Source organism: Streptomyces sp. x-80 (assembly GCF_046549095.1).
Classification (GTDB): domain Bacteria; phylum Actinomycetota; class Actinomycetes; order Streptomycetales; family Streptomycetaceae; genus Streptomyces; species Streptomyces celluloflavus.
Genome location: NZ_JAJPWM010000002.1, coordinates 42,288 through 61,004, shown reverse-complemented (window position 1 = coordinate 61,004; position 18,717 = coordinate 42,288). Strand labels below are relative to the sequence as shown.

Here is an 18,717-nt window from a genome sequence, read left to right as displayed (position 1 = left end):
GACCGCCAGGGCCACCGGGACTGCCGGAGGTGCTGAGGCTGCCGGGATGGCCAGGGCTGCCGGGATCGCCGGAGCCACCGGGATTACTGGGGCGGCCAGGGCCACCGGGACTGTCGGGACCGCCAGGATCACCGGAACCGTCGGAGCGGCCGGTGCCGTTGAGGCGGGCGATACCGTCGATACGGTCGCCACCGTCGAAAGGACCGAAACCGCCGAAGCGGCCGACCGAGCACGTGAGTTGGCGAGTTCCGGCCCCGAGTCCACAAGGCGGCCGACGGTGCGTGCGGTGCCGGCCCGTACCGGGCGGGCGGCCAGGGTCGTACCGGGGTGGTGCGCGGCTCTCGTGCTCGCCGTCCTGCCCGCCGGCCCCGCGCTCGCCGCCGGTCCCGCGTCCGCAGGCACGGCCGTGTCCGTCGGTAGTGCCGATAGCGTCGGCCGCACCGGAACCGGCACCGCGCTCGCTGCCGCCCCCGCCGGGCCGTCCGTCCAACTGGCCGAGAAGGAGGCGGGCAAGGGCGGCACGCTCACCGTGACCGGGCGCGGCTGGCGGCCCAAGGCGCTGCTCACGCTGCTGATCTGCGGGCAGAACATGATCGGCGGCACCAACTCCTGTGCCAACGGCGACGGCCGCGCCGTCACCACCGACGCGCACGGCGCGTTCCGTACGGGCATCCCGGTGGCCGAGCCGCCCAAGCCCTGCCCCTGCGTGGTGCATGTGGCGACGGTGACGGGTGAAGCGGCCGCCGCGGACGCCGCGTTCACGGTGGCGGGTCACCCGGTGGCGCCGCTGCCCGAGGAGAGCACCGGTGGCCGGCTGACGGTGCTCGCGCCGCCGCGGCTGGAGGGCGGCAGCGGCCTGCTGACCTGGTTCGGTGCCCCGGCGCAGCGCCAGTTGACCTTCACGGTCGGCAATCTCGGTCCGGAGCCGGCCAGGGACCCGGTCTTCCAGGTGGGCACCGCACACGGTGTCTTCGCGCCCAAGTGGGAGGACCAGCAGTGGCGGGGGACCGTTCCCGCCGGGAAGAAAGCCGAGATCAAGCTGCCGGTGGAGCTGGCGGCGGGCGCGCACGGGGACTATCTGGTCTCGCTCAAGTACGGCGGCAAGATCCTCGCGGAACAGCCGTGGGGGGTCGGCAGGCCGTGGGGCGTGACGCTCTTCTGGGTGCTGCTGTGCCTGGTGGTTCCGACGGCGGTGTTCCGCGCCGGGATGGCGGTCGTGGACCGGCTGCGCCCGCGCCGTACGGCACCCGGCCGACCGCGTACCGCCGCGTCCGCCACGGGGAAACGTACCGGGAAAAGTGCTGGGAAAGGCGCGGGGAAGCGCACCGGGAAAGGCGCCCGGAGGGGTACCGGGCAGGGCGGCGGAAGGGGTGGTCCGGCAGCCGGCTCCGGTACGCCGGACGACGCCGCCGCGCTGCCGTGGTTCACCCCGGACACCGCACCGTCCACCACGTCCACCACCACATCCACCGAACGACCGACGTCGAAGGGTTCTACGTGATGAGGCAACGGAGCAGAGCGGGTGTGGCCTCGGTGGCCGCGCTGATGCTCGCGGGGGCGGGCATCATGGCCGCGGCCGGGCCCGCCCAGGCCGCGGAAGTGTCGTACCGGACGGAGTGCCTGCCGCCGCCGATCTCGGGGCTGCCGCCCATCGAGGGCACCACGAAGGCCGAGGTCAGCGCGCCCGCGACCGCGAAGGTCGGGGACGAGATCGAGGTGGTGTGGAAGACGGTCGAGGGGGCGTCGAAGAATCCCGACATCCTCGACCTGGCGGCGGACACCGTCCAGCCGACCGGCACGCTCAAGGTGGCGGGGGCGCAGACCGGCGAACTGGCGATGCAGGGGCCGCGGCAGAACCCGCCGATCCCCAAGAACAGCCCGATGAAGCTGTCGGACATGAAGGGCAAGCTGAAGCTGACGAAGGCGGGTGAGGTCACCCTGGCGCCCGGTTTCTACAACATCAACGTCAGCAAACCGATCTCCACGGACACCAAGTGCACGCCCAAGGAGGAGGTGCCGCCCGCGGTCACCGTCAAGGTGACGGACGGCGGCGGGACGACGGGCGGCACGACCGGCGGTACGACGACGGGCACCACGGCCGGGACGACGGGCGGCACGACGGCCGGTACCAGCGGCGGGTCCACCGACGGCGGCACGACGGCCGGTACGACGGGCGGTACGACGGCCGGTACCAGCGGGGGGTCCACCGACGGCGGGGCGAGCGCCGGCTCCGCCGGGGGGTCCTCCGGCGGTGACCCCGACGGCACCGCCTACCAGGGCAAGGACGTGGCGGTCCCGTACGCCTGCAAGACCCCCATCGGCGACAAGAAGGCGACCTCGCCGGTGCGGATCAACGCCGTGAAGAAGGGCGGCAGTTACGGCCTGACCGTGAAGTTCGGCAAGTCCGTCATGAACAGCCCGGCGGACATCCCCAAGGACTCGGTCAAGCCGTCGATGGATGTCACGGTGGGCGGCGCCGACAAGGGGGCGGTCAAGGTGGCGGGCCCGACGAACGCCCAGCCCATCAAGGCCGGCCAGCCGATCACCATCCCCGACCTCCAGGGCACCTATAAGCCGGGCGCCGGCGGCAAGGCCACGCTGACCCCCGGCGTGCTCACCGTCAACGCCCTCGGTACGACCACGACCTGCACCCCGGAGAAGGACCCGGGCGTCTCCCTCACCCTCGACACCACGGCCCAGCAGGGCGGTACGTCGGGCGGTACGTCCGGCGGCGCCACGGTCTCCGGCGGCGGCACGGCGGGCTCGTCCGGCGCCACGGGCGGCACCGGCGGCAGCCTCGCCGCGACCGGCGCGAGCGACCACGGCGGCCTGACCGCCCTCGGCCTCGTCGCCGGCACCGTCATCCTGCTCGGCGGCGCGGTCTTCACCTTCACCCCGTGGCGGCGGCTGCGGCGCTGACCCCGAAACGGCACCGCACGGCACCGCACGGCACCGCACGGCACCGCACGGCACCGCACGGCACCGCACCGCACAGCACAGCACAGGGCCCGGCACGCAGCAGCGTGCCGGGCCCTGTCGGTGCTCGCGGGTGGCGTCAGCGCACGTCGCCCATCAGCCCCACGATCTTCCGGCGGTTCAGCCAGATCGCCAGGCCGGCGAGTACGGCCAGGCCGGCCTCCGCCGCCAGGACTCCCACCCCGCTGAGATCGGCACCGGCGATGGAGAGCATGCTGACGACGCAGTCACCGGCGGTGACGGCGAGGAACCAGACACCCAGCATCTGGCTGGCGTACTTCTGCGGGGCCAGCTTGGTGGTCACCGAGAGGCCGACGGGGGAGAGGCACAACTCGCCCATGGTCTGGATCATGTAGACGCTGATCAGCCACATCGGGCTGACCTTCGTACCGTCACCCGACATCTGCATCGGCACGATGAAGACGAAGTACGAGGCGCCGATCAGGAGCATCGCCGTCGCGAACTTCACCGTGGTGCTGGGCTCCTTGGCGCGCCTGGCCAGCGCCATCCACAGCCAGGCGAAGACCGGGGCCAGCGCCATCACCCACAGCGGGTTCACGGACTGGAACCAGGTGGAGGGGAAGCTCAGGCCGAAGACCGTGTCCGCGGTGTTCTTCTCGGCGAAGCCGTTCAGCGTCGAACCGGCCTGGTCGAAGATCATCCAGAAGGCGGCGGCGGCCACGAAGAACCAGATGTAGCCACTGACCTTGGTCTGCTCGTGCTCGCTGAGGTCCTTGTCCCGCTTGATACGGGTCAGCACGGTGATCGGGATGATCAGACCCAGCAGCGTGATCGGGATGAGCGCCCAGTTCAGGGTGAAGTGCCCGGTGGCGCCGACCACTCCGTAGAAGACCGCGGCGATGGCTGCCCACATCAGCCCCTTGCGCAGCCAGGAGGCGCGCTCCGCGGCGGCCAGCGGGGTGGGGACCATGCTGCTGCGCGGGCTGAGGTGGCGGGTGCCGATCAGGAACTGCACCAGGCCCAGGCCCATACCGACGGCCGCGACCGCGAAGCCGAGGTGCCAGTTGACCTGCTGTCCGATGGTGCCGATCACCAGCGGTGCGGCGAAGCCACCGATGTTGATGCCCATGTAGAAGATCGTGAAGCCGCCGTCCCGGCGCGGGTCGGCGGGACCGTCGTAGAGGTGGCCGACCATCGTCGAGATGTTGGACTTGAGCAGGCCGGAACCGAGCGCGACGAGCACCAGACCGACGAAGAACATCGCCTGGCCCGGCACGGCCAGCGTCAGATGACCGAGCATGATGATGCTCGCGGCGATGGCGACCGTCTTGCGCGGTCCCCAGACCCGGTCGCCGAACCAGCCGCCGGGCATGGCGAGCAGGTAGACCATGGCCATGTACACGGCGTAGATCGCCGACGCGGTGGCCATCGTCATGGCCAGCCCGCCGCCCTGCGCGCCCGGCTTGGCGTCGCCGCCGCCGGAGATCAGGTAGAGCACGAGCAGGGCCCGCATGCCGTAGAAGCTGAAGCGCTCCCACATCTCGGTCATGAAGAGAGTGGCCAGTCCGCGGGGGTGGCCGAAGAAGGTCTTGCCGCCGTTCGCAGGGTCTCCCTGCCGGGCCGCGTCCTTCGTCAGGCTGGACGCCATGGTGGTTCCTTGGTCTGCTCGGGACGCGCTGATGAGCCACTGCGCGCCCGCGTCGGGGGTGACCGGGACCTGCGTAGACCTGCCCGCCCCCACATCCAGGGGGCCGACGCCACACGAGGAGGAATCGGCTGGACAGTCCCGCACCGGGATCCACGCCCTCCCCCGTGCTCTCGCGCGGCGGACCCGGTCGACAGGTCGGTCACTGTGTGTCAAGACTGGCGGTCCCAGCCCTGCACGCAACAGGGACCGATGACGCCAGTTGTGGGGTCATTGGTCCCAGAGGTTATGCGATGGACGTTTACCCACCATACGTGCGGTTCGCTCACCGGTGCGCCACCTGAGACAACGCTCACACCGATGTGGGGCAACCATCCGCACGGGTCCGTGGTTGGCGGCCGCCGGCTTCGCGCCCCTGCCCGGTTGTCGCCTGTCTGTGCAGGTCCGCCACTTGGCCCCGGCCCGGCGGACTACCATCGGGCCATGACCCGTGTACTGCTCGCCGAGGATGACGCGTCCATCTCGGAGCCGCTCGCCCGCGCACTGCGCCGCGAGGGTTACGAAGTCGAGGTGCGCGAGGACGGCCCCACGGCACTCGACGCCGGCCTCCAGGGCAATATCGACCTGGTCGTCCTGGACCTGGGACTGCCCGGCATGGACGGCCTGGAGGTCGCCCGCCGGCTGCGCAACGAGGGCCACTCCTTCCCCATTCTGGTGCTGACCGCCCGCGCCGACGAGGTGGACACCGTCGTCGGCCTGGACGCCGGCGCCGACGACTACGTGACCAAGCCCTTCCGGCTCGCCGAACTCCTGGCCCGGGTCCGGGCCCTGCTGCGCCGTGGCTCCACCGCCGAGCCGCAGCAGCCGCCCGCCACCCACGGCGTACGGATCGACGTCGAGTCGCACCGTGCGTGGATGGGCGAGGAGGAACTCCAGCTGACGGCGAAGGAGTTCGACCTGCTGCGGGTCCTGGTGCGGGACGCCGGCCGGGTCGTCACCCGCGACCAGCTGATGCGCGAGGTCTGGGACACCACCTGGTGGTCGTCCACGAAGACGCTCGACATGCACATCTCCTGGCTCCGCAAGAAGCTCGGTGACGACGCCGCCAACCCCCGCTACATCGCCACCGTCCGCGGTGTCGGCTTCCGCTTCGAGAAGAGCTGAGGTCCGCCCCGGGACGGGCCGGGCCCGGACACCGGGCGGGCAGCACCGAACGATCCGCCGAATTCCCGCCCGGAGGACACCGTGCGCCGCCGTCTGATCAACTCCACGCTCGCCGTGGTGCTCGTGGTGATCGCCGTCTTCGGTGTCTCGCTGGTGATCGTCGAGACCCGCACGATCCAGGAGGGCGCCCAGGAGAGCGTGGCGTCCGAGGCGGTCCGGCTGGTGGGGATCGTGGAGAGCCGGCTGGGCAGCGGGGAGAAGATCACCCCGGAGATCCTCTCCGAGCAGATCACCTCCACGCGGTACGCCCGGATCAAGGTGCCCGGCAAGCCGACGATCGAGATCGGGCACCGTCCGGTGGGCGAGGTCATCGAGTCGAAGGTCGACGGCGACCGGGGCGAGTCCGTCACCGTCCAGGAGTCCCGCTCCACGATCAGCGAGGAGATCGGCCGGACGCTGCTGGTCATCCTGGCCGTCGCGCTGTTGGCGATCATCGCCGCCGTCATCCTGGCCATCCGCCAGGCCCGCCGGCTGACCGCGCCGCTCACCGACCTCGCGGAGACCGCCGAGCGGCTCGGCTCCGGTGACCCGCGCCCGCGCCACCGCCGCTACGGCGTCCAGGAGCTGGACCGGGTCGCCGACGTCCTGGACGCCAGCGCCGAACGGATCGCCCGGATGCTCACCGCCGAGCGCCGGCTGGCCGCGGACGCCTCCCACCAGCTGCGGACGCCGCTGACCGCGCTGTCCATGCGGCTGGAGGAGATCACCCTCACCGACGATCCGGACACCGTGAAGGAAGAGGCGACCATCGCGCTCGGGCAGGTGGAGCGGCTGACCGACGTCGTCCAGCGGCTGCTGACCAACTCGCGCGACCCGCGCAGCGGCTCCGCGGTCGCCTTCGACCTGGACGAGGTGGTCAAGCAGCAGGTCGAGGAGTGGCGCCCGGCCTACCGCAGCGGCGGGCGGGCCATCGTGCGCTCCGGAAAGAAGGGGCTGCGGGCCGTCGGCACCCCGGGCGCGGTCGCCCAGGTGCTCGCCACCCTCATCGAGAACTCGCTGATGCACGGGGACGGGACGGTCGCGCTGCGCACCCGCGTCACCGGCAATCAGGCGGTGGTCGAGGTCACCGACGCCGGGCCGGGCGTGCCGCCGGACCTCGGCTCACGGGTCTTCGAGCGGACGGTCTCCGGCCGCAACTCCACCGGTCTGGGCCTGGCCGTCGCCCGCGATCTGGCGGAGGCCGACGGCGGCCGCCTGGAACTGCTCCAGCAGCATCCGCCGGTCTTCGCGCTCTTCCTGGCCCGGGAGGCCGAGCCGAGCGAGGTGTGAGGCGTACGGCGTACCGCGCGGGGCTGCCGGGGCCGTACGCCTCGGGGATCCGTCCGTGGGCGGGGCACGGCGCCTGCGCCCGGCCGGAGCGCCCCGGCGGCTACTTGCGGGAGGTGCTTCGCGGGCGCGCGGCGCCGTCGGCCAGGAAGGACTCGGCGGTCTCCACGGCCTCGCGCGCGGGCAGCGCCCGGAAGACCCAGGTGCGGTAGGACCAGAAGCGGAAGAGCGTGGCGATGCCGATGCCCAGGAACTTGAAGATGTTGCTCTGGAGCGGGCTGTCCCACTCGAAGCCGTACGTCGCGGCGTAGAGCACACCGTTCTCGATCACCAGGCCGACCACGCTGAACAGCAGGAAGAGCGTGAGCTCCTTGGTGCGGCCCTGCTTGTCGCGGTCGCGGTAGGCGAAGTAGCGGTAGCCGACGTAGTTGGTGCCGGTCGCCACGACCGTGGCCACGATGCTGGCCCGCACCACGGGCACCTCGGTCAGATGCCGCACCAGGTTGAAGACCGCGAAGTTCACCACCACACCGGCGCCGCCGACGGCGCCGAACTTCACCACTTCCCGGGTGAGCGCCGCCAGCTTCGACCGCAGCGCGCTCGGTTCACTCATGGCGATGGTCCAGCTCCCCGTCGTGGGTATGTGTCCGCGGACCGTCAACCCTGGACCGCTGCCTCATGCTAACCAGCGCCGGAGGGCGCCGCCCGCCACCCGGGAATCCGGCACCGGAGCGGCCGCGCGCCGTGGTCAGCCGACGGTGACGCGGAAGTTCAGACTCCGGGCGCCCTCGTCGGCGTCGGGGGTACCGCAGCGACGGCAGCGCAGCAACCGCAGGTCCGTACGGCCCGGGTGGACCGCCGTGAAGTCCAGATAGCGGGAACCGCCCGCGCCGGACGGCGGCGGATCGTCCGCGTCGAAATGGCCGCCGGTGACCTTCAGAACGGCCGGATCGGGGCGCGGTTCGGCGATCACCCAGTGCCCGCCGTCGGCGGGGTCGTCCGCGAGCCGTACCGAGAAGTGCTCGCCGGCGGTCACGGCGATCTCGGTGTCGCCCTCGGCGAAGACCTCCGGTCCGGACAGCTGGCTGATCACCGAGTAGACCGCGATCAGCAGTGCGGCGACCGCGACGGCGATCGCCAGGAGTCTGGATTTCTTCGGTATGCCGCTGCTCTCCATCCGGCTTCCCTCTCCGCCGCGCGGGGCGGCCGGGCTCCTCCGCCCGGTCCGGGCCTCACGGCTGCTGATGGTCATTCCTCGACGATCTTCGAACGTGCGGACTCGGAGGATCCTCCAAGCCGGGGTCGGGGCCGCGCAGCCGTGCGGATACCCTGGGGGCGTGACGTTCCCGGTAGTCGGCATGGTCGGCGGCGGTCAGCTCGCCCGTATGACCCACGAGGCGGGTATCCCCCTCGGCATCAAGTTCAAGCTCCTCAGCGACACTCCGCAGGACTCGGCGGCCCAGGTGGTGAGCGAGGTCGTCATCGGCGACTACCGCGACCTGGACACGCTGCGCGCCTTCGCCCGTGGCTGCGATGTGATCACCTTCGATCACGAGCACGTTCCCACCGAGCACCTACGGGCGCTGGAGGCCGACGGAATTCCCGTCCGGCCCGGCCCCGCGGCGCTGGTGCACGCCCAGGACAAGGGGGTGATGCGGGCGAAGCTGGACGCGATCGGCGCGCCCTGCCCACGGCACCGCATCGTCACCGACCCCGCCGACACCGCGCGCTTCGCGGCCGAGCTCGCCGGAAGCGCGCCGGGCCCCGACGCGGGGCACTGGCCGGACGACGGCGCGGGCGGCGGCCTCCCGGTGGTCCTCAAGACCGTCCGCGGCGGCTACGACGGCAAGGGCGTCTGGATCGTACGATCCTCCAAGGAAGCGGCCGAGCCGTTCCGCGCCGGAGTGCCGGTTCTCGCGGAGGAGAAGGTCGCCTTCGTCCGCGAACTGGCCGCCAATGCCGTCCGCTCGCCGCACGGCCAGGCCGTCGCGTATCCGGTCGTGGAATCCGTTCAGGTCAACGGCGTCTGCGACACCGTGATCGCCCCGGCGCCCGGCCTGTCCGCCGAGCTCTCCGCGCGGGCGCAGCAGCTGGCCCTGCGGATCGCGGACGAGCTGGGCGTCGTCGGCCACCTCGCGGTCGAGCTGTTCGAGATCCGGGACGCCGAGGGCGAGCCCGCCATCCTCGTCAACGAACTCGCGATGCGACCGCACAATTCCGGCCACTGGACCCAGGACGGCGCGATCACCTCGCAGTTCGCCAACCACGTCCGCGCCGTACTCGACCTCCCGCTCGGCGATCCGCGCCCGCGCGCCACCTGGACGGTGATGGCCAACGTCCTCGGCGGTGACTACCCGGACATGTATGCGGCTTACCTCCATTGCATGGCACGCGATCCGCAGCTGAAAATTCACATGTACGGAAAGGACGTGAAGCCCGGCCGCAAGGTCGGACACGTCAACACCTACGGCGACGACCTGGCCGACGTGCGCGAGCGCGCCGCGCACGCCGCCGGCTATCTGCGAGGAACGATCACCGAATGACTTCAGGCTCCGGCACCCCCCTCGGTGGCCCGCTCGTCGGCATCGTCATGGGCTCCGACTCCGACTGGCCCGTCATGGAGGCCGCCGCCCAGGCCCTCGACGAGTTCGAGATCCACTACGAGGTCGATGTCGTCTCCGCCCACCGCATGCCGCACGAAATGATCGCGTACGGCGAGCGGGCCGCCGAGCGCGGCCTCAAGACGATCATCGCGGGCGCCGGCGGAGCCGCCCATCTGCCCGGCATGCTCGCCTCCGTGACCCCGCTGCCGGTCATCGGCGTCCCGGTCCCGCTGAAGTACCTGGACGGGATGGACTCGCTGCTGTCCATCGTGCAGATGCCGGCCGGGGTGCCGGTCGCCACCGTCTCGGTCGGCGGGGCCCGGAACGCCGGTCTGCTCGCCGCCCGCATCCTCGCCGCGCACGATCCCGAACTCCTGGGCAGGATGCGGGAGTTCCAGCAGGAGCTGAACGACCAGGCCACCGAGAAGGGCAAGCGGTTGCGCAACAAGGTCGCCGCCCCGGCCGGCTTCGGCTTCGGGGGCACGCGATGACCGCCACCACGCCGGACCCGCGGGTCGCCGGGATCCTCGCCGAGTTCCCCGTCGTCGACGGCCACAACGACCTGCCCTGGGCGCTGCGCGAGCAGGTCCGCTACGACCTCGACCAGCGCGATATCGCCGGCGACCAGTCCGCGCATCTGCACACCGACCTGCCGCGGCTGCGGGCCGGCGGCGTCGGCGCGCAGTTCTGGTCGGTCTACGTACGCTCCGACTACGCGGGCGACGACGCGGTCAGCGCCACCCTCGAACAGATCGACGTGGTGCGCCAGCTGGCCGCCCGCTACCCGGACGAGCTGCGCCTGGCGTACACCGCCGACGACATGGAGGCCGCCCGCGCGGCCGGTGTCATCGCCTCCCTGATGGGCGCCGAGGGCGGCCACTCCATCAACAACTCGCTCGCCACGCTGCGCACGCTGCACCAGCTGGGCGTCCGCTATCTGACGCTCACCCACAACGACTCGCTGGCCTGGGCGGACTCGGCGACCGACGAACCGCGGGCGGGCGGCCTGAGCGCGTTCGGCGAGGAGGTCGTCCGGGAGATGAACCGCGTCGGCATGCTCGTCGACCTCTCGCACGTCGCCGCCGAGACGATGCGCGACGCCCTGCGCGTCAGCCGGGCGCCGGTGATCTTCTCGCACTCCTCCGCCCGCGCGATCTGCGGCCATCCGCGCAACATCCCCGACGACGTACTGGCCCAGCTGCCCGCCAACGGCGGGATCGCGATGGCCACCTTCGTCCCGAAGTTCGTGCTCTCCGAGGTCGGCGAGTGGATCCTCGGCGCGGACGAGAACATGCGGGCGCACGGTTTCCACCACCTGGACACCACCCCCGAGGCCATGCGGGTGCACCGGGCCTACCAGGACGGGCACCCGATGCCGCAGGCCACCGCCGCGCACGTCGCCGACCACCTGGACCATATGCGGGAGGTCGCCGGCATCGACCATCTCGGCCTCGGCGGCGACTACGACGGCACCCCCTTCACCCCGACCGACCTGGCCGATGTCGCGGGCTACCCCAACCTCCTCGCCGAACTGCTCGACCGCAACTGGTCACCGGCCGACCTCGCCAAGCTCACCTGGCAGAACGCGGTCCGCACCCTGCGCGCCGCCGAGGACGTCGCCCGCGAGGAACAGACCCGCCGCGGCCCGTCCCACGCGACGATCGAGCAACTGGACGGCTGACACCGGCGCCCCCCCCGGGCCGGCCGGCGGGGCCGCAGCCCGGCCGGCGGGCCCGGGTCTGTCGTACCGCCGGTTCGCCGGCCGGCGGCGGGTACGCCACCGGCCGGCTGCCCTACGGGCCCCTCGGCGGGACCAGCCGCCCCGCCGGCGGAGTGCCCCGGCGGGGTCAGGACGCCGGCCGGTGCCTCTCCCGGCAAGCATTGCCGCGTCGCGCCGTGCAGCACGCACGCTCGCCGCGTTGGCCAAAAGTCCTGGGTAGCTCCGCTGCGAGGACTTCCGGCCGCCTTGCGATCGCACGCACCGGACGATGCTCCGCACGGGGCGAACCTTGCCGGTCACGGCACCAGGACGCCAGCGCGTACGCGGGGCGGGGCACCGGTGCGCTCACCGGTGCCCCGCCCCATACGACGGTTCACGCCTGCGGGCGCCCCAGCGCGCGGTAGGTCCAGCCGGCCTTGCGCCACAGCTCCGGGTCGAGGGCGTTGCGGCCGTCCAGGATGCGGCGCTCGGAGACGACCGCGCCGAGGGCGGCCGGGTCCAGCTCGCGGAACTCGCGCCACTCCGTCAGATGCAGCACCGCGTCCGCGCCGCGCGCCGCCTCCAGCGCGCTGTCCGCGTAATCGAGGGTGGGGAAGACCCGGCGGGCGTTCTCCATGCCCTTGGGGTCGTAGACGGTGACCTGCCCGCCCTGGAGGTGGATCTGGCCCGCGACATTGAGCGCGGGGGAGTCGCGTACGTCGTCGGAGTCCGGCTTGAACGTCGCGCCGAGGACGGCGACCCGCTTGCCGAGGAAGCTGCCGCCCACCGCGTCACGGGTCAGCTCGACCATGTGGCCGCGGCGCCGCATGTTGATCGAGTCGACCTCGCGCAGGAACGTCAGCGCCTGGTCGGCGCCCAGTTCGCCCGCGCGGGCCATGAACGCCCGGATGTCCTTGGGCAGACAGCCGCCGCCGAAGCCGACACCGGCCCGCAGGAACTTCCTGCCGATCCGCTCGTCGTGGCCGATGGCCTCGGCCAGCTTCACCACATCGCCGTCGGCCGCCTCGCACACCTCCGCCATCGCGTTGATGAAGGAGATCTTCGTCGCGAGGAAGGAGTTGGCCGCGGTCTTCACCAGCTCGGCCGTCGGGTAGTCCATGACGATGAACGGCGACCCCGCGCCGACCGGCTTCGCGTACACCTCGCGCAGCACGCGCTCGGCCCGCTCACTGGCGACGCCGACGACGATCCGGTCCGGGTGCAGGGTGTCCTGGACGGCGAACCCCTCGCGCAGGAACTCCGGGTTCCAGGCGAGTTCGGCGTCCTCGCCCGCCGGGGCCAGCGCCGCCAGCCGCGCCGCGAGCCGGACCGCGCTGCCCACCGGCACCGTCGACTTGCCGACGACGAGGGCGGGCCGGGTCAGATGCGGCGCCAGCGCGTCGAACGCGGCGTCCACATGCGACATGTCACAGGCGTACTCGCCGTGCTTCTGCGGGGTGTTGACGCAGACGAAGTGCACATCGCCGAAGGCCCCGGCCTCCTCGTAGGAGGTGGTGAAGCGGAGCCGGCCGCTGGAGCCCTCGATACCGGCGACATGACGGCGCAGCAGCTCCGTCAGCCCCGGTTCGTACATCGGGACCTCACCGCGCCCCAGCATCTCGATCTTCTCCGGGACCACGTCCAGCCCCAGCACCTCGAAGCCGAGCTCGGCCATGGCCGCGGCATGGGTGGCGCCGAGGTAGCCGGTGCCGATCACAGTGATCTTGAGGGCCATGGGTGCTCCAGACGCGTACGGGGAAACGGCGCTGACCGAGCATAGTCGGGCCCGGGGAGGAAGATCCGGCCACCGGCCACCGGCCGCTCGCCGGAGCTGTCGGCAACCTCACGTATCCCGATGCGGCAGCGGCGCCTAGAATCCGCATACATACCGGGTTACTTAACGGTAGTTAGCTCTGGCAGAAGCTCTCAGGGGAGTGAGAAACCTTGGCGGGAACCGCTGATTTCGATCTGTACCGGCCGTCCGAGGAGCACGACATGCTCCGCGAATCGGTGCGTGCGCTCGCCGAAGCGAAGATCGCGCCGTTCGCCGCCGCGGTGGACGAGGAGGCGCGCTTCCCGCAGGAGGCACTCGACGCGCTGGTCGCCAACGACCTGCACGCCGTGCACGTACCGGAGGCGTACGGCGGCGGGGGCGCGGACGCGCTGGCCACCGTCATCGTCATCGAGGAGGTCGCCCGGGTCTGCGCTTCCTCCTCCCTCATCCCGGCGGTCAACAAGCTCGGCTCGCTGCCGGTGATCCTCTCCGGCTCCGAGGAGCTGAAGAAGGCGTACCTCGGCCCGCTCGCCAAGGGCGACGCGATGTTCTCGTACTGCCTGAGCGAGCCGGACGCCGGCTCCGACGCGGCCGGTATGAAGACCCGGGCCGTCCGCGACGGCGACCACTACGTCCTCAACGGCGTCAAGCGCTGGATCACCAACGCGGGCGTCTCCGAGTACTACACGGTGATGGCCGTCACCGACCCCGAGAAGCGCTCCAAGGGCATCTCGGCCTTCGTCGTCGAAAAGGGCGACGAGGGTGTCTCCTTCGGCGCCCCGGAGAAGAAGCTCGGCATCAAGGGCTCTCCGACCCGCGAGGTCTACCTCGACAACGTCCGGATCCCCGCCGACCGCCTGATCGGCGCCGAGGGCACCGGCTTCGCCACCGCGATGAAGACCCTGGACCACACCCGCATCACCATCGCGGCCCAGGCGCTCGGCATCGCCCAGGGCGCCCTGGACTACGCCAAGGGGTACGTCCAGGAGCGCAAGCAGTTCGGCAAGCCGATCGGCGACTTTCAGGGCGTCCAGTTCATGCTCGCCGACATGGCCATGAAGGTGGAGGCCGCCCGCCAGCTCACCTACGCCGCCGCCGCCAAATCCGAGCGGATCTCCGCCGGCGGCAAGCCCGAGGACCTCACCTTCTTCGGCGCCGCCGCCAAATGCTACGCCTCCGACGCCGCCATGGAAATCACCACGGACGCCGTCCAGCTGCTCGGCGGCTACGGCTACACCCGTGACTATCCGGTCGAGCGGATGATGCGCGATGCCAAGATCACGCAGATTTATGAAGGTACGAACCAGGTGCAGCGGATCGTGATGGCGCGGAATCTGCCGTAGTTGAGTTTTCGCAGGTCAGTGGTCATTTTTCATGGCTCGCGGGCTGTGATCGGCCTCCGGTCCGTTCGGGTCCGTTTCGGGCTGATCATGGGCGTCATGCTGGGGAAATCCTGGGCTGACGCTGGACGGAAAACCGCCTCCCACCTGCGCAAACGCAACGGCCCCCGGCGCTGTGCCGGGGGCCGTTCGCACGGTCTCTGCCAGGCGACTTCCGCCTGTCCTTCGGTGGGGCCGTCCGCGCCGGGCGTCAGCATCGTTGCGATGGCCGCACGCCCGCGCTGCCAGGCTCCCTCAAAGATAAAGATGTGGTGGTAGCGCTCGCGCGGCACGTCCGTACTGCTGTGGCCCATCCAGTCGGCCACGTCTTCTCAGGTCCTCCCCTACGTCGGGGCGACCGCAGCGGAAAGCCCCCGCCTCGCGGGGCTTTCATTGCTTGATTCCACAGGTCGAGCAGTACCTACGCCGCTTCCTGCATCTGAGATCTGTGCTCAATCCGCAAGCGCAGCAACTCCTGATCGCGTAGGTAGCGCACCTCGTCGCGCATCTTGCTCATGACGAACTCGCCGAGAGTGACGCACAGGTCCATTCGCTGGATGCACACCCCGACCATGAACGGACCGTGCTGCGCGCGGTACAAGCGGATTCCGTAGTACCCCTCGTCACAATCGATGCCGTTGTTGAAACGGCATCCCTCGCAGGTCTCGGGCAGCCGTACCGGCCGAATCGACTTGGCGTAGAGCGTTCGGCCGTCGGGCAGACGGTAGCGGGTGCGCTGATCAGAGGTGCCTGCCGTGAAGATGCGACGTACGGGGACCGCTCCAAGGGTGTTCAGAACCTCCCTCATCGCGGCCAGCGAGGCACCGTCATCTTCGAGGCTGACCAGCATCCGGACCACCACATTGCGGCCGTACTCCTCGATGACCCGCAGAACCCTGGACGCGTGGCTGCTGTCCGGAACAACCAGGTTGGCCGAGACCTTCACACCACTCTTCAGCGCCGAGTCGATGGAGGCGTGAAGTGCCGTGATCTTCCGCTCTGCGAGCTTCACCGAACCGAAGCGCGGCGCCTGGACGGCGGCGAGTTCATCCGCGGTAGTCCCGAACACGGAGAGATTGACGCGGTCGAGCCCTGCCTTCGCACAGTCCTCCAACACGGCGGCGCCGTTCTCGCCATTGGAGGTGAGCCCAACGGTCAGCCCCAGTTGACGCGCCCTGGCCACCAGGTCAGGAAGCTTCGGGTGCAGTGTGGGCTCCCCACCCGTGAAGTGAACCTCATCGGTCTCTATCGCCCCTCGCATGGCCGCCAGCGCCAGGGCGAAGTCGGCGTCAGGCTCGATCCGCGCGGGAAGGAAGTCCGCCCCGTTGGTGCGCAGGTAGATGGAGACACGACCCGTCTTGCCGGGTTCCCCGGTGAATCCATCCGGCCGGCGCCCGGTGTTGTCGGTGGCGACCGGCGTTCCCTCGTTGTGACAGAACCCGCAGGCCAACCCACAGGCGTCAATGATCTTCACTCGTACTGTGCGGTCCGGTACCACGGAAACTGGCAGGCCGGTTAAGTCTTCCTGGTACACAGCATTCCTCCCACAGGGGTGGGTCTAGTCCGGGAATCGCAGGTCCTTGATCTGCTCAAGATCGATGCCGTACTGGGTGTAGATGCCGACGGTGTTCACACCGGTGAGCCCGTCCGGGTCCAGGCCGAGAATCTTGGACGTGGTGGTGACGTCCTCGACGCTGTCGCCCTCGATCTCCAGGTACGGAGGAATCAGCGGCCAAGAGTCGATCTCAAGCCGCACGCCATCCAGGACGTATGAGGTCCGACGGTTCTCCTGGTACGCCTTCGCGGTAAAGCCCATGAGGTTCAGCAGGGTGTTTGTGTCCTCGAAGCTGGAGACGGTCACTTCCTCCTCGTGCGTGCCGTCGATCGCGTCGGAGGTGATGTGCTTGACGCAGAGCGTGACCTCCGAGCCGGTGTCCCGCAGCCTGATCCAGCGTCCCTGCTCGCCGGGGACTACGTCGTACACGTACCGGCGCATCAACCGGTCCGCGATGTGTACGCCGCCACGCTGCTTGATCGTCGCGACGATGGCTCCAACGTTGATATTCAACGCCCTGGCCTCGAACTCGGTGATACCCATGGTGTGCTCATCTCTGTCGGGCGGATGTAGCTGAGGAGCCTAGTTCTTCAACACACCCGAAAATTTGCACGATTGGACCCTATGGCACGTCGTCTGGCGGCACCGTTTCCGTGCCCCACCGGGTCCGATTCACCGCCCGAGGAACGGGAACCCACCGGCGCCCCTGGATGAACCGTCCGGTAGCTGCGATGACCAGGAAGGAAATGCAACGCCCCACGCCATGACGGCCAGGATTCCGCCCCGGAACCAACCGTCGCAGGACACCCGCAGTCCGCGTAACGGCGTGATTCTCGGGGGCGTATGGCGGCCTCTGCTCATCGCTTTCCCCGCCGCTCCGGCTCTGGCTGTTGGTGTCCTTGACCTTCTTGGACAGATCCGCGGTGCTGCCCTTTTCCTTCTTCTCGCTCATCACCGCGCCGCTCTGAGAATCTTCGTCAGCTTCCGGGCGGTGCCGATGTTGATGCGGCCGGTGTCGATCAGGTGGGTAAGCGCTCCGTCCTCGCCCAAGGGCTTCGGGTCGAGCCGCAGGCTGGGGAACGGCACCCCCGCCTCCCTTGCGGCCTTCCTCAGATCGCTCACCGCCTCCTGGGCGGCCTCGGTGGGAGTGCGGATTTCTGATGTGGCGTCAATCATGGTGTGTTCTCGCTCCGTTGCTCGGCTCCTTGAGCGTCGGGCATCCCGTATGGGCGGCCTAGTGTGACTCGTAGTGGCAAACCGCCCCATCGGCAGAGATGTTGGATGACCAGTGGCATCCGTAGGAGCAAGATGGGCTCATGGGCATCGGGGAACTGATCCGGGAGCTACGTTCGGCGCGAGGCTGGTCGCAGGGGCGCTTGGCGTCGGAAATCAACAACCAGTTCGGAACGACCCTAAGCCGGGAGTATGTGAGCGGCTGGGAGTGTTCCAGGCATGAGCCGGGAGCGTTCTACCTCCGGGCTCTATCGGCGGTCTTGGACGTACCTCTAGCTGTCCTGGAGAACGAGTTGGAACGGCGTACCTTCCTCACCGATGTCGCGGGTGCGGCTATAGCTCCCGTGGTTGCCTCAGACCTGTTGTCCGTAGGGTTCGCCGCCCGGCTTCGTGGCGGCCCGTCTGCGGACGACTGGGAGGGCAAGCTGGCTACCTACGGCACGGATTACATGTCCATGGGTGCGGCTGACATTCAGCGCCGCGTATCCGGCGAGCTTGTTGTGGTGCAGCAGCAGCTCGACACCCCTCGTTTGTGGTCTGTGGCCTCTCGGCTCATGACCCTGTATGCCAAGACGTTTCCCGGGTCGGACGGGTCCAAGGCTGTCCACTGGTACCGGATGGCAGCCAAGGCTGCTGACGAGTCGGGGGATGACTCGGCGCGGGTGTGGGTCCGGGGCCGGGCGGCCATCGCCCTGGGGTACGAGGGTGCCTCTCTGCCTGTGGCCGACGTGCTCGCCGATCAGGCCATGGCCGTCACCGACCGACCGTCCCTCGGGCTGCTGAATGCGATCTACGGCAAGGCGCACGCCGCTGCTCTCCGGGGCGACCGCGAAACGGCCCTGAAGCTGGATGCACAAGGGCGCCGGATCTTCGATTCTTCCGGGTCGTACGAACAGACCTCGGACTATGCCGTCCCGTGGTGGCGGCTGCACGTATTCCGCTCCCTGCTGCTGGCCCGCCTCGGTGACGAGAAAGGGGCTGTGGAGGCTCAGGAGCAATCTCGTAGGGAGCTTCCGGCGTCGCTCCCCAGGTTCGCCACTCACCTTGAGCTTCACCGGGGTCTGATGCTGGCCAGGTCGGGTGACCGCACGGGAGGTGTTCACTACGCGCAGGCCGCGATGGACGCCCTGCCGTCTGAGAAGCACTCACTGACGCTCCGGATGCTCATGGACGAGATCAAGGCGTAGGGGCGCCTTGCCGTGACGATCATGGGGAAATGCCGGGGGAACGTTTCCATCGTGGGGTGTATATGCAGGTCGGAGCCCTGTATGCCGTAAAGCACTCAGATTTATGCGGGTACGAATCAGGTGCGGCGGATCGTGATGGCGCGGAATCTGCCGTAGGGCGGGAGCCGCGGGGCGGTGGCTTCTTCGGTGCTCTGAGAGCCGTGACCGATCGTCTC

The 18,717-nt window shown here is 69.8% G+C and carries 16 protein-coding genes; 9 read left to right on the top strand and 7 right to left on the bottom strand.

The window, feature by feature from the left end; translation table 11 throughout:
- Nucleotides 1-406: 406 nt before the first annotated feature.
- Together ACLJWH_RS02955 and ACLJWH_RS02950 are read left to right on the top strand one after the other, a co-directional pair.
- The gene (locus ACLJWH_RS02955) at nucleotides 407-1,501 is read left to right on the top strand and encodes a hypothetical protein (RefSeq protein ID WP_411140409.1); all 1,095 of its coding nucleotides are present in this window, start codon (nucleotides 407-409) and stop codon (nucleotides 1,499-1,501) included.
- Nucleotides 1,502-1,545: 44 nt separating this feature from the next.
- Nucleotides 1,546-2,919, top strand: coding sequence for a hypothetical protein (locus tag ACLJWH_RS02950; protein ID WP_411140408.1), 1,374 nt, complete (start codon nucleotides 1,546-1,548; stop codon nucleotides 2,917-2,919).
- Between the two features lie 136 nt (nucleotides 2,920-3,055).
- On the opposite strand, the gene ACLJWH_RS02945 is transcribed toward ACLJWH_RS02950, so the two are convergent.
- The gene (locus tag ACLJWH_RS02945) at nucleotides 3,056-4,585 is read right to left on the bottom strand and encodes a peptide MFS transporter (protein ID WP_411139951.1); all 1,530 of its coding nucleotides are present in this window, start codon (nucleotides 4,583-4,585) and stop codon (nucleotides 3,056-3,058) included.
- 480 nt (nucleotides 4,586-5,065) lie between these two features.
- On the opposite strand from ACLJWH_RS02945, the gene ACLJWH_RS02940 reads away from it, so the two are divergent.
- Nucleotides 5,066-5,746: a response regulator transcription factor gene (locus tag ACLJWH_RS02940; protein ID WP_033266590.1), complete on the top strand. Its 681-nt coding sequence runs from the start codon at nucleotides 5,066-5,068 to the stop codon at nucleotides 5,744-5,746.
- An 81-nt stretch (nucleotides 5,747-5,827) separates the two neighbouring features.
- Nucleotides 5,828-7,075 carry an ATP-binding protein gene (locus ACLJWH_RS02935; RefSeq protein WP_411139950.1) on the top strand — a complete coding sequence of 416 codons (1,248 nt, stop codon included), beginning with the start codon at nucleotides 5,828-5,830 and terminating at the stop codon, nucleotides 7,073-7,075.
- 100 nt (nucleotides 7,076-7,175) lie between these two features.
- Here the strand turns inward: ACLJWH_RS02935 and ACLJWH_RS02930 are convergent, their stop codons facing one another.
- Nucleotides 7,176-7,685 carry a GtrA family protein gene (locus tag ACLJWH_RS02930; RefSeq protein WP_411139949.1) on the bottom strand — a complete coding sequence of 170 codons (510 nt, stop codon included), beginning with the start codon at nucleotides 7,683-7,685 and terminating at the stop codon, nucleotides 7,176-7,178.
- Between the two features lie 135 nt (nucleotides 7,686-7,820).
- A complete protein-coding gene (locus ACLJWH_RS02925) occupies nucleotides 7,821-8,249 on the bottom strand; it encodes a protease inhibitor I42 family protein (protein WP_411139948.1) in 429 nt (142 codons plus the stop codon).
- Nucleotides 8,250-8,409: 160 nt separating this feature from the next.
- Here ACLJWH_RS02925 and ACLJWH_RS02920 point away from each other — a divergent pair, with 160 nt between their 5' ends.
- Genes ACLJWH_RS02920 through ACLJWH_RS02910 form a run of 3 tightly spaced genes read left to right on the top strand, consistent with a single transcriptional unit; the run spans nucleotide 8,410 to nucleotide 11,356 of the window.
- Entirely contained in the window at nucleotides 8,410-9,615 is a 1,206-nt protein-coding gene (locus tag ACLJWH_RS02920) for a 5-(carboxyamino)imidazole ribonucleotide synthase (RefSeq protein WP_411139947.1), read from the top strand.
- Nucleotides 9,612-10,166, top strand: coding sequence for a 5-(carboxyamino)imidazole ribonucleotide mutase (gene purE, locus ACLJWH_RS02915; RefSeq protein ID WP_411139946.1), 555 nt, complete (start codon nucleotides 9,612-9,614; stop codon nucleotides 10,164-10,166). The genes ACLJWH_RS02920 and purE overlap by 4 nt, the downstream gene beginning before the upstream one ends.
- A complete protein-coding gene (locus ACLJWH_RS02910; protein ID WP_411139945.1) occupies nucleotides 10,163-11,356 on the top strand; it encodes a dipeptidase in 1,194 nt (397 codons plus the stop codon). Before purE ends, ACLJWH_RS02910 begins: the two co-directional genes overlap by 4 nt.
- A 412-nt stretch (nucleotides 11,357-11,768) precedes the next feature.
- Here the strand turns inward: ACLJWH_RS02910 and ACLJWH_RS02905 are convergent, their stop codons facing one another.
- On the bottom strand, nucleotides 11,769-13,109 hold the full coding sequence (locus ACLJWH_RS02905) for a UDP-glucose dehydrogenase family protein (RefSeq protein WP_411139944.1): 1,341 nt from the start codon (nucleotides 13,107-13,109) through the stop codon (nucleotides 11,769-11,771).
- A gap of 209 nt (nucleotides 13,110-13,318) precedes the next feature.
- Here ACLJWH_RS02905 and ACLJWH_RS02900 point away from each other — a divergent pair, with 209 nt between their 5' ends.
- On the top strand, nucleotides 13,319-14,491 hold the full coding sequence (locus ACLJWH_RS02900; RefSeq protein WP_411139943.1) for an acyl-CoA dehydrogenase family protein: 1,173 nt from the start codon (nucleotides 13,319-13,321) through the stop codon (nucleotides 14,489-14,491).
- A gap of 457 nt (nucleotides 14,492-14,948) precedes the next feature.
- On the opposite strand, the gene ACLJWH_RS02895 is transcribed toward ACLJWH_RS02900, so the two are convergent.
- The 3 genes from ACLJWH_RS02895 to ACLJWH_RS02885 all read right to left on the bottom strand — a co-directional run bounded on the left by ACLJWH_RS02895 (nucleotide 14,949) and on the right by ACLJWH_RS02885 (nucleotide 17,258).
- Entirely contained in the window at nucleotides 14,949-16,061 is a 1,113-nt protein-coding gene (locus tag ACLJWH_RS02895; RefSeq protein ID WP_411139942.1) for a radical SAM protein, read from the bottom strand.
- A 24-nt stretch (nucleotides 16,062-16,085) separates the two neighbouring features.
- Nucleotides 16,086-16,625: an adenylate cyclase gene (locus ACLJWH_RS02890; RefSeq protein ID WP_411139941.1), complete on the bottom strand. Its 540-nt coding sequence runs from the start codon at nucleotides 16,623-16,625 to the stop codon at nucleotides 16,086-16,088.
- Between the two features lie 408 nt (nucleotides 16,626-17,033).
- Complete coding sequence (locus ACLJWH_RS02885; RefSeq protein ID WP_411139940.1) at nucleotides 17,034-17,258, bottom strand: hypothetical protein; 225 nt, start codon at nucleotides 17,256-17,258, stop codon at nucleotides 17,034-17,036.
- A gap of 140 nt (nucleotides 17,259-17,398) precedes the next feature.
- Between ACLJWH_RS02885 and ACLJWH_RS02880 the strand changes: the two genes are divergently transcribed.
- The gene (locus ACLJWH_RS02880; RefSeq protein WP_411139939.1) at nucleotides 17,399-18,502 is read left to right on the top strand and encodes a helix-turn-helix domain-containing protein; all 1,104 of its coding nucleotides are present in this window, start codon (nucleotides 17,399-17,401) and stop codon (nucleotides 18,500-18,502) included.
- Nucleotides 18,503-18,717 lie beyond the last annotated feature (215 nt).

Bases quoted from the DNA above. Each gene is read 5' to 3' on its own strand.
- ACLJWH_RS02910 (WP_411139945.1), top strand. From the start codon at position 10,163: ATGACCGCCACCACGCCGGACCCGCGGGTCGCCGGGATCCTCGCCGAG.
- ACLJWH_RS02890 (WP_411139941.1), bottom strand. From the start codon at position 16,625: ATGGGTATCACCGAGTTCGAGGCCAGGGCGTTGAATATCAACGTTGGA.
- purE (WP_411139946.1), top strand. From the start codon at position 9,612: ATGACTTCAGGCTCCGGCACCCCCCTCGGTGGCCCGCTCGTCGGCATC.
- ACLJWH_RS02945 (WP_411139951.1), bottom strand. From the start codon at position 4,585: ATGGCGTCCAGCCTGACGAAGGACGCGGCCCGGCAGGGAGACCCTGCG.
- ACLJWH_RS02905 (WP_411139944.1), bottom strand. From the start codon at position 13,109: ATGGCCCTCAAGATCACTGTGATCGGCACCGGCTACCTCGGCGCCACC.
- ACLJWH_RS02885 (WP_411139940.1), bottom strand. From the start codon at position 17,258: ATGATTGACGCCACATCAGAAATCCGCACTCCCACCGAGGCCGCCCAG.
- ACLJWH_RS02950 (WP_411140408.1), top strand. From the start codon at position 1,546: ATGCTCGCGGGGGCGGGCATCATGGCCGCGGCCGGGCCCGCCCAGGCC.
- ACLJWH_RS02930 (WP_411139949.1), bottom strand. From the start codon at position 7,685: ATGAGTGAACCGAGCGCGCTGCGGTCGAAGCTGGCGGCGCTCACCCGG.
- ACLJWH_RS02925 (WP_411139948.1), bottom strand. From the start codon at position 8,249: ATGGAGAGCAGCGGCATACCGAAGAAATCCAGACTCCTGGCGATCGCC.
- ACLJWH_RS02940 (WP_033266590.1), top strand. From the start codon at position 5,066: ATGACCCGTGTACTGCTCGCCGAGGATGACGCGTCCATCTCGGAGCCG.
- ACLJWH_RS02880 (WP_411139939.1), top strand. From the start codon at position 17,399: ATGGGCATCGGGGAACTGATCCGGGAGCTACGTTCGGCGCGAGGCTGG.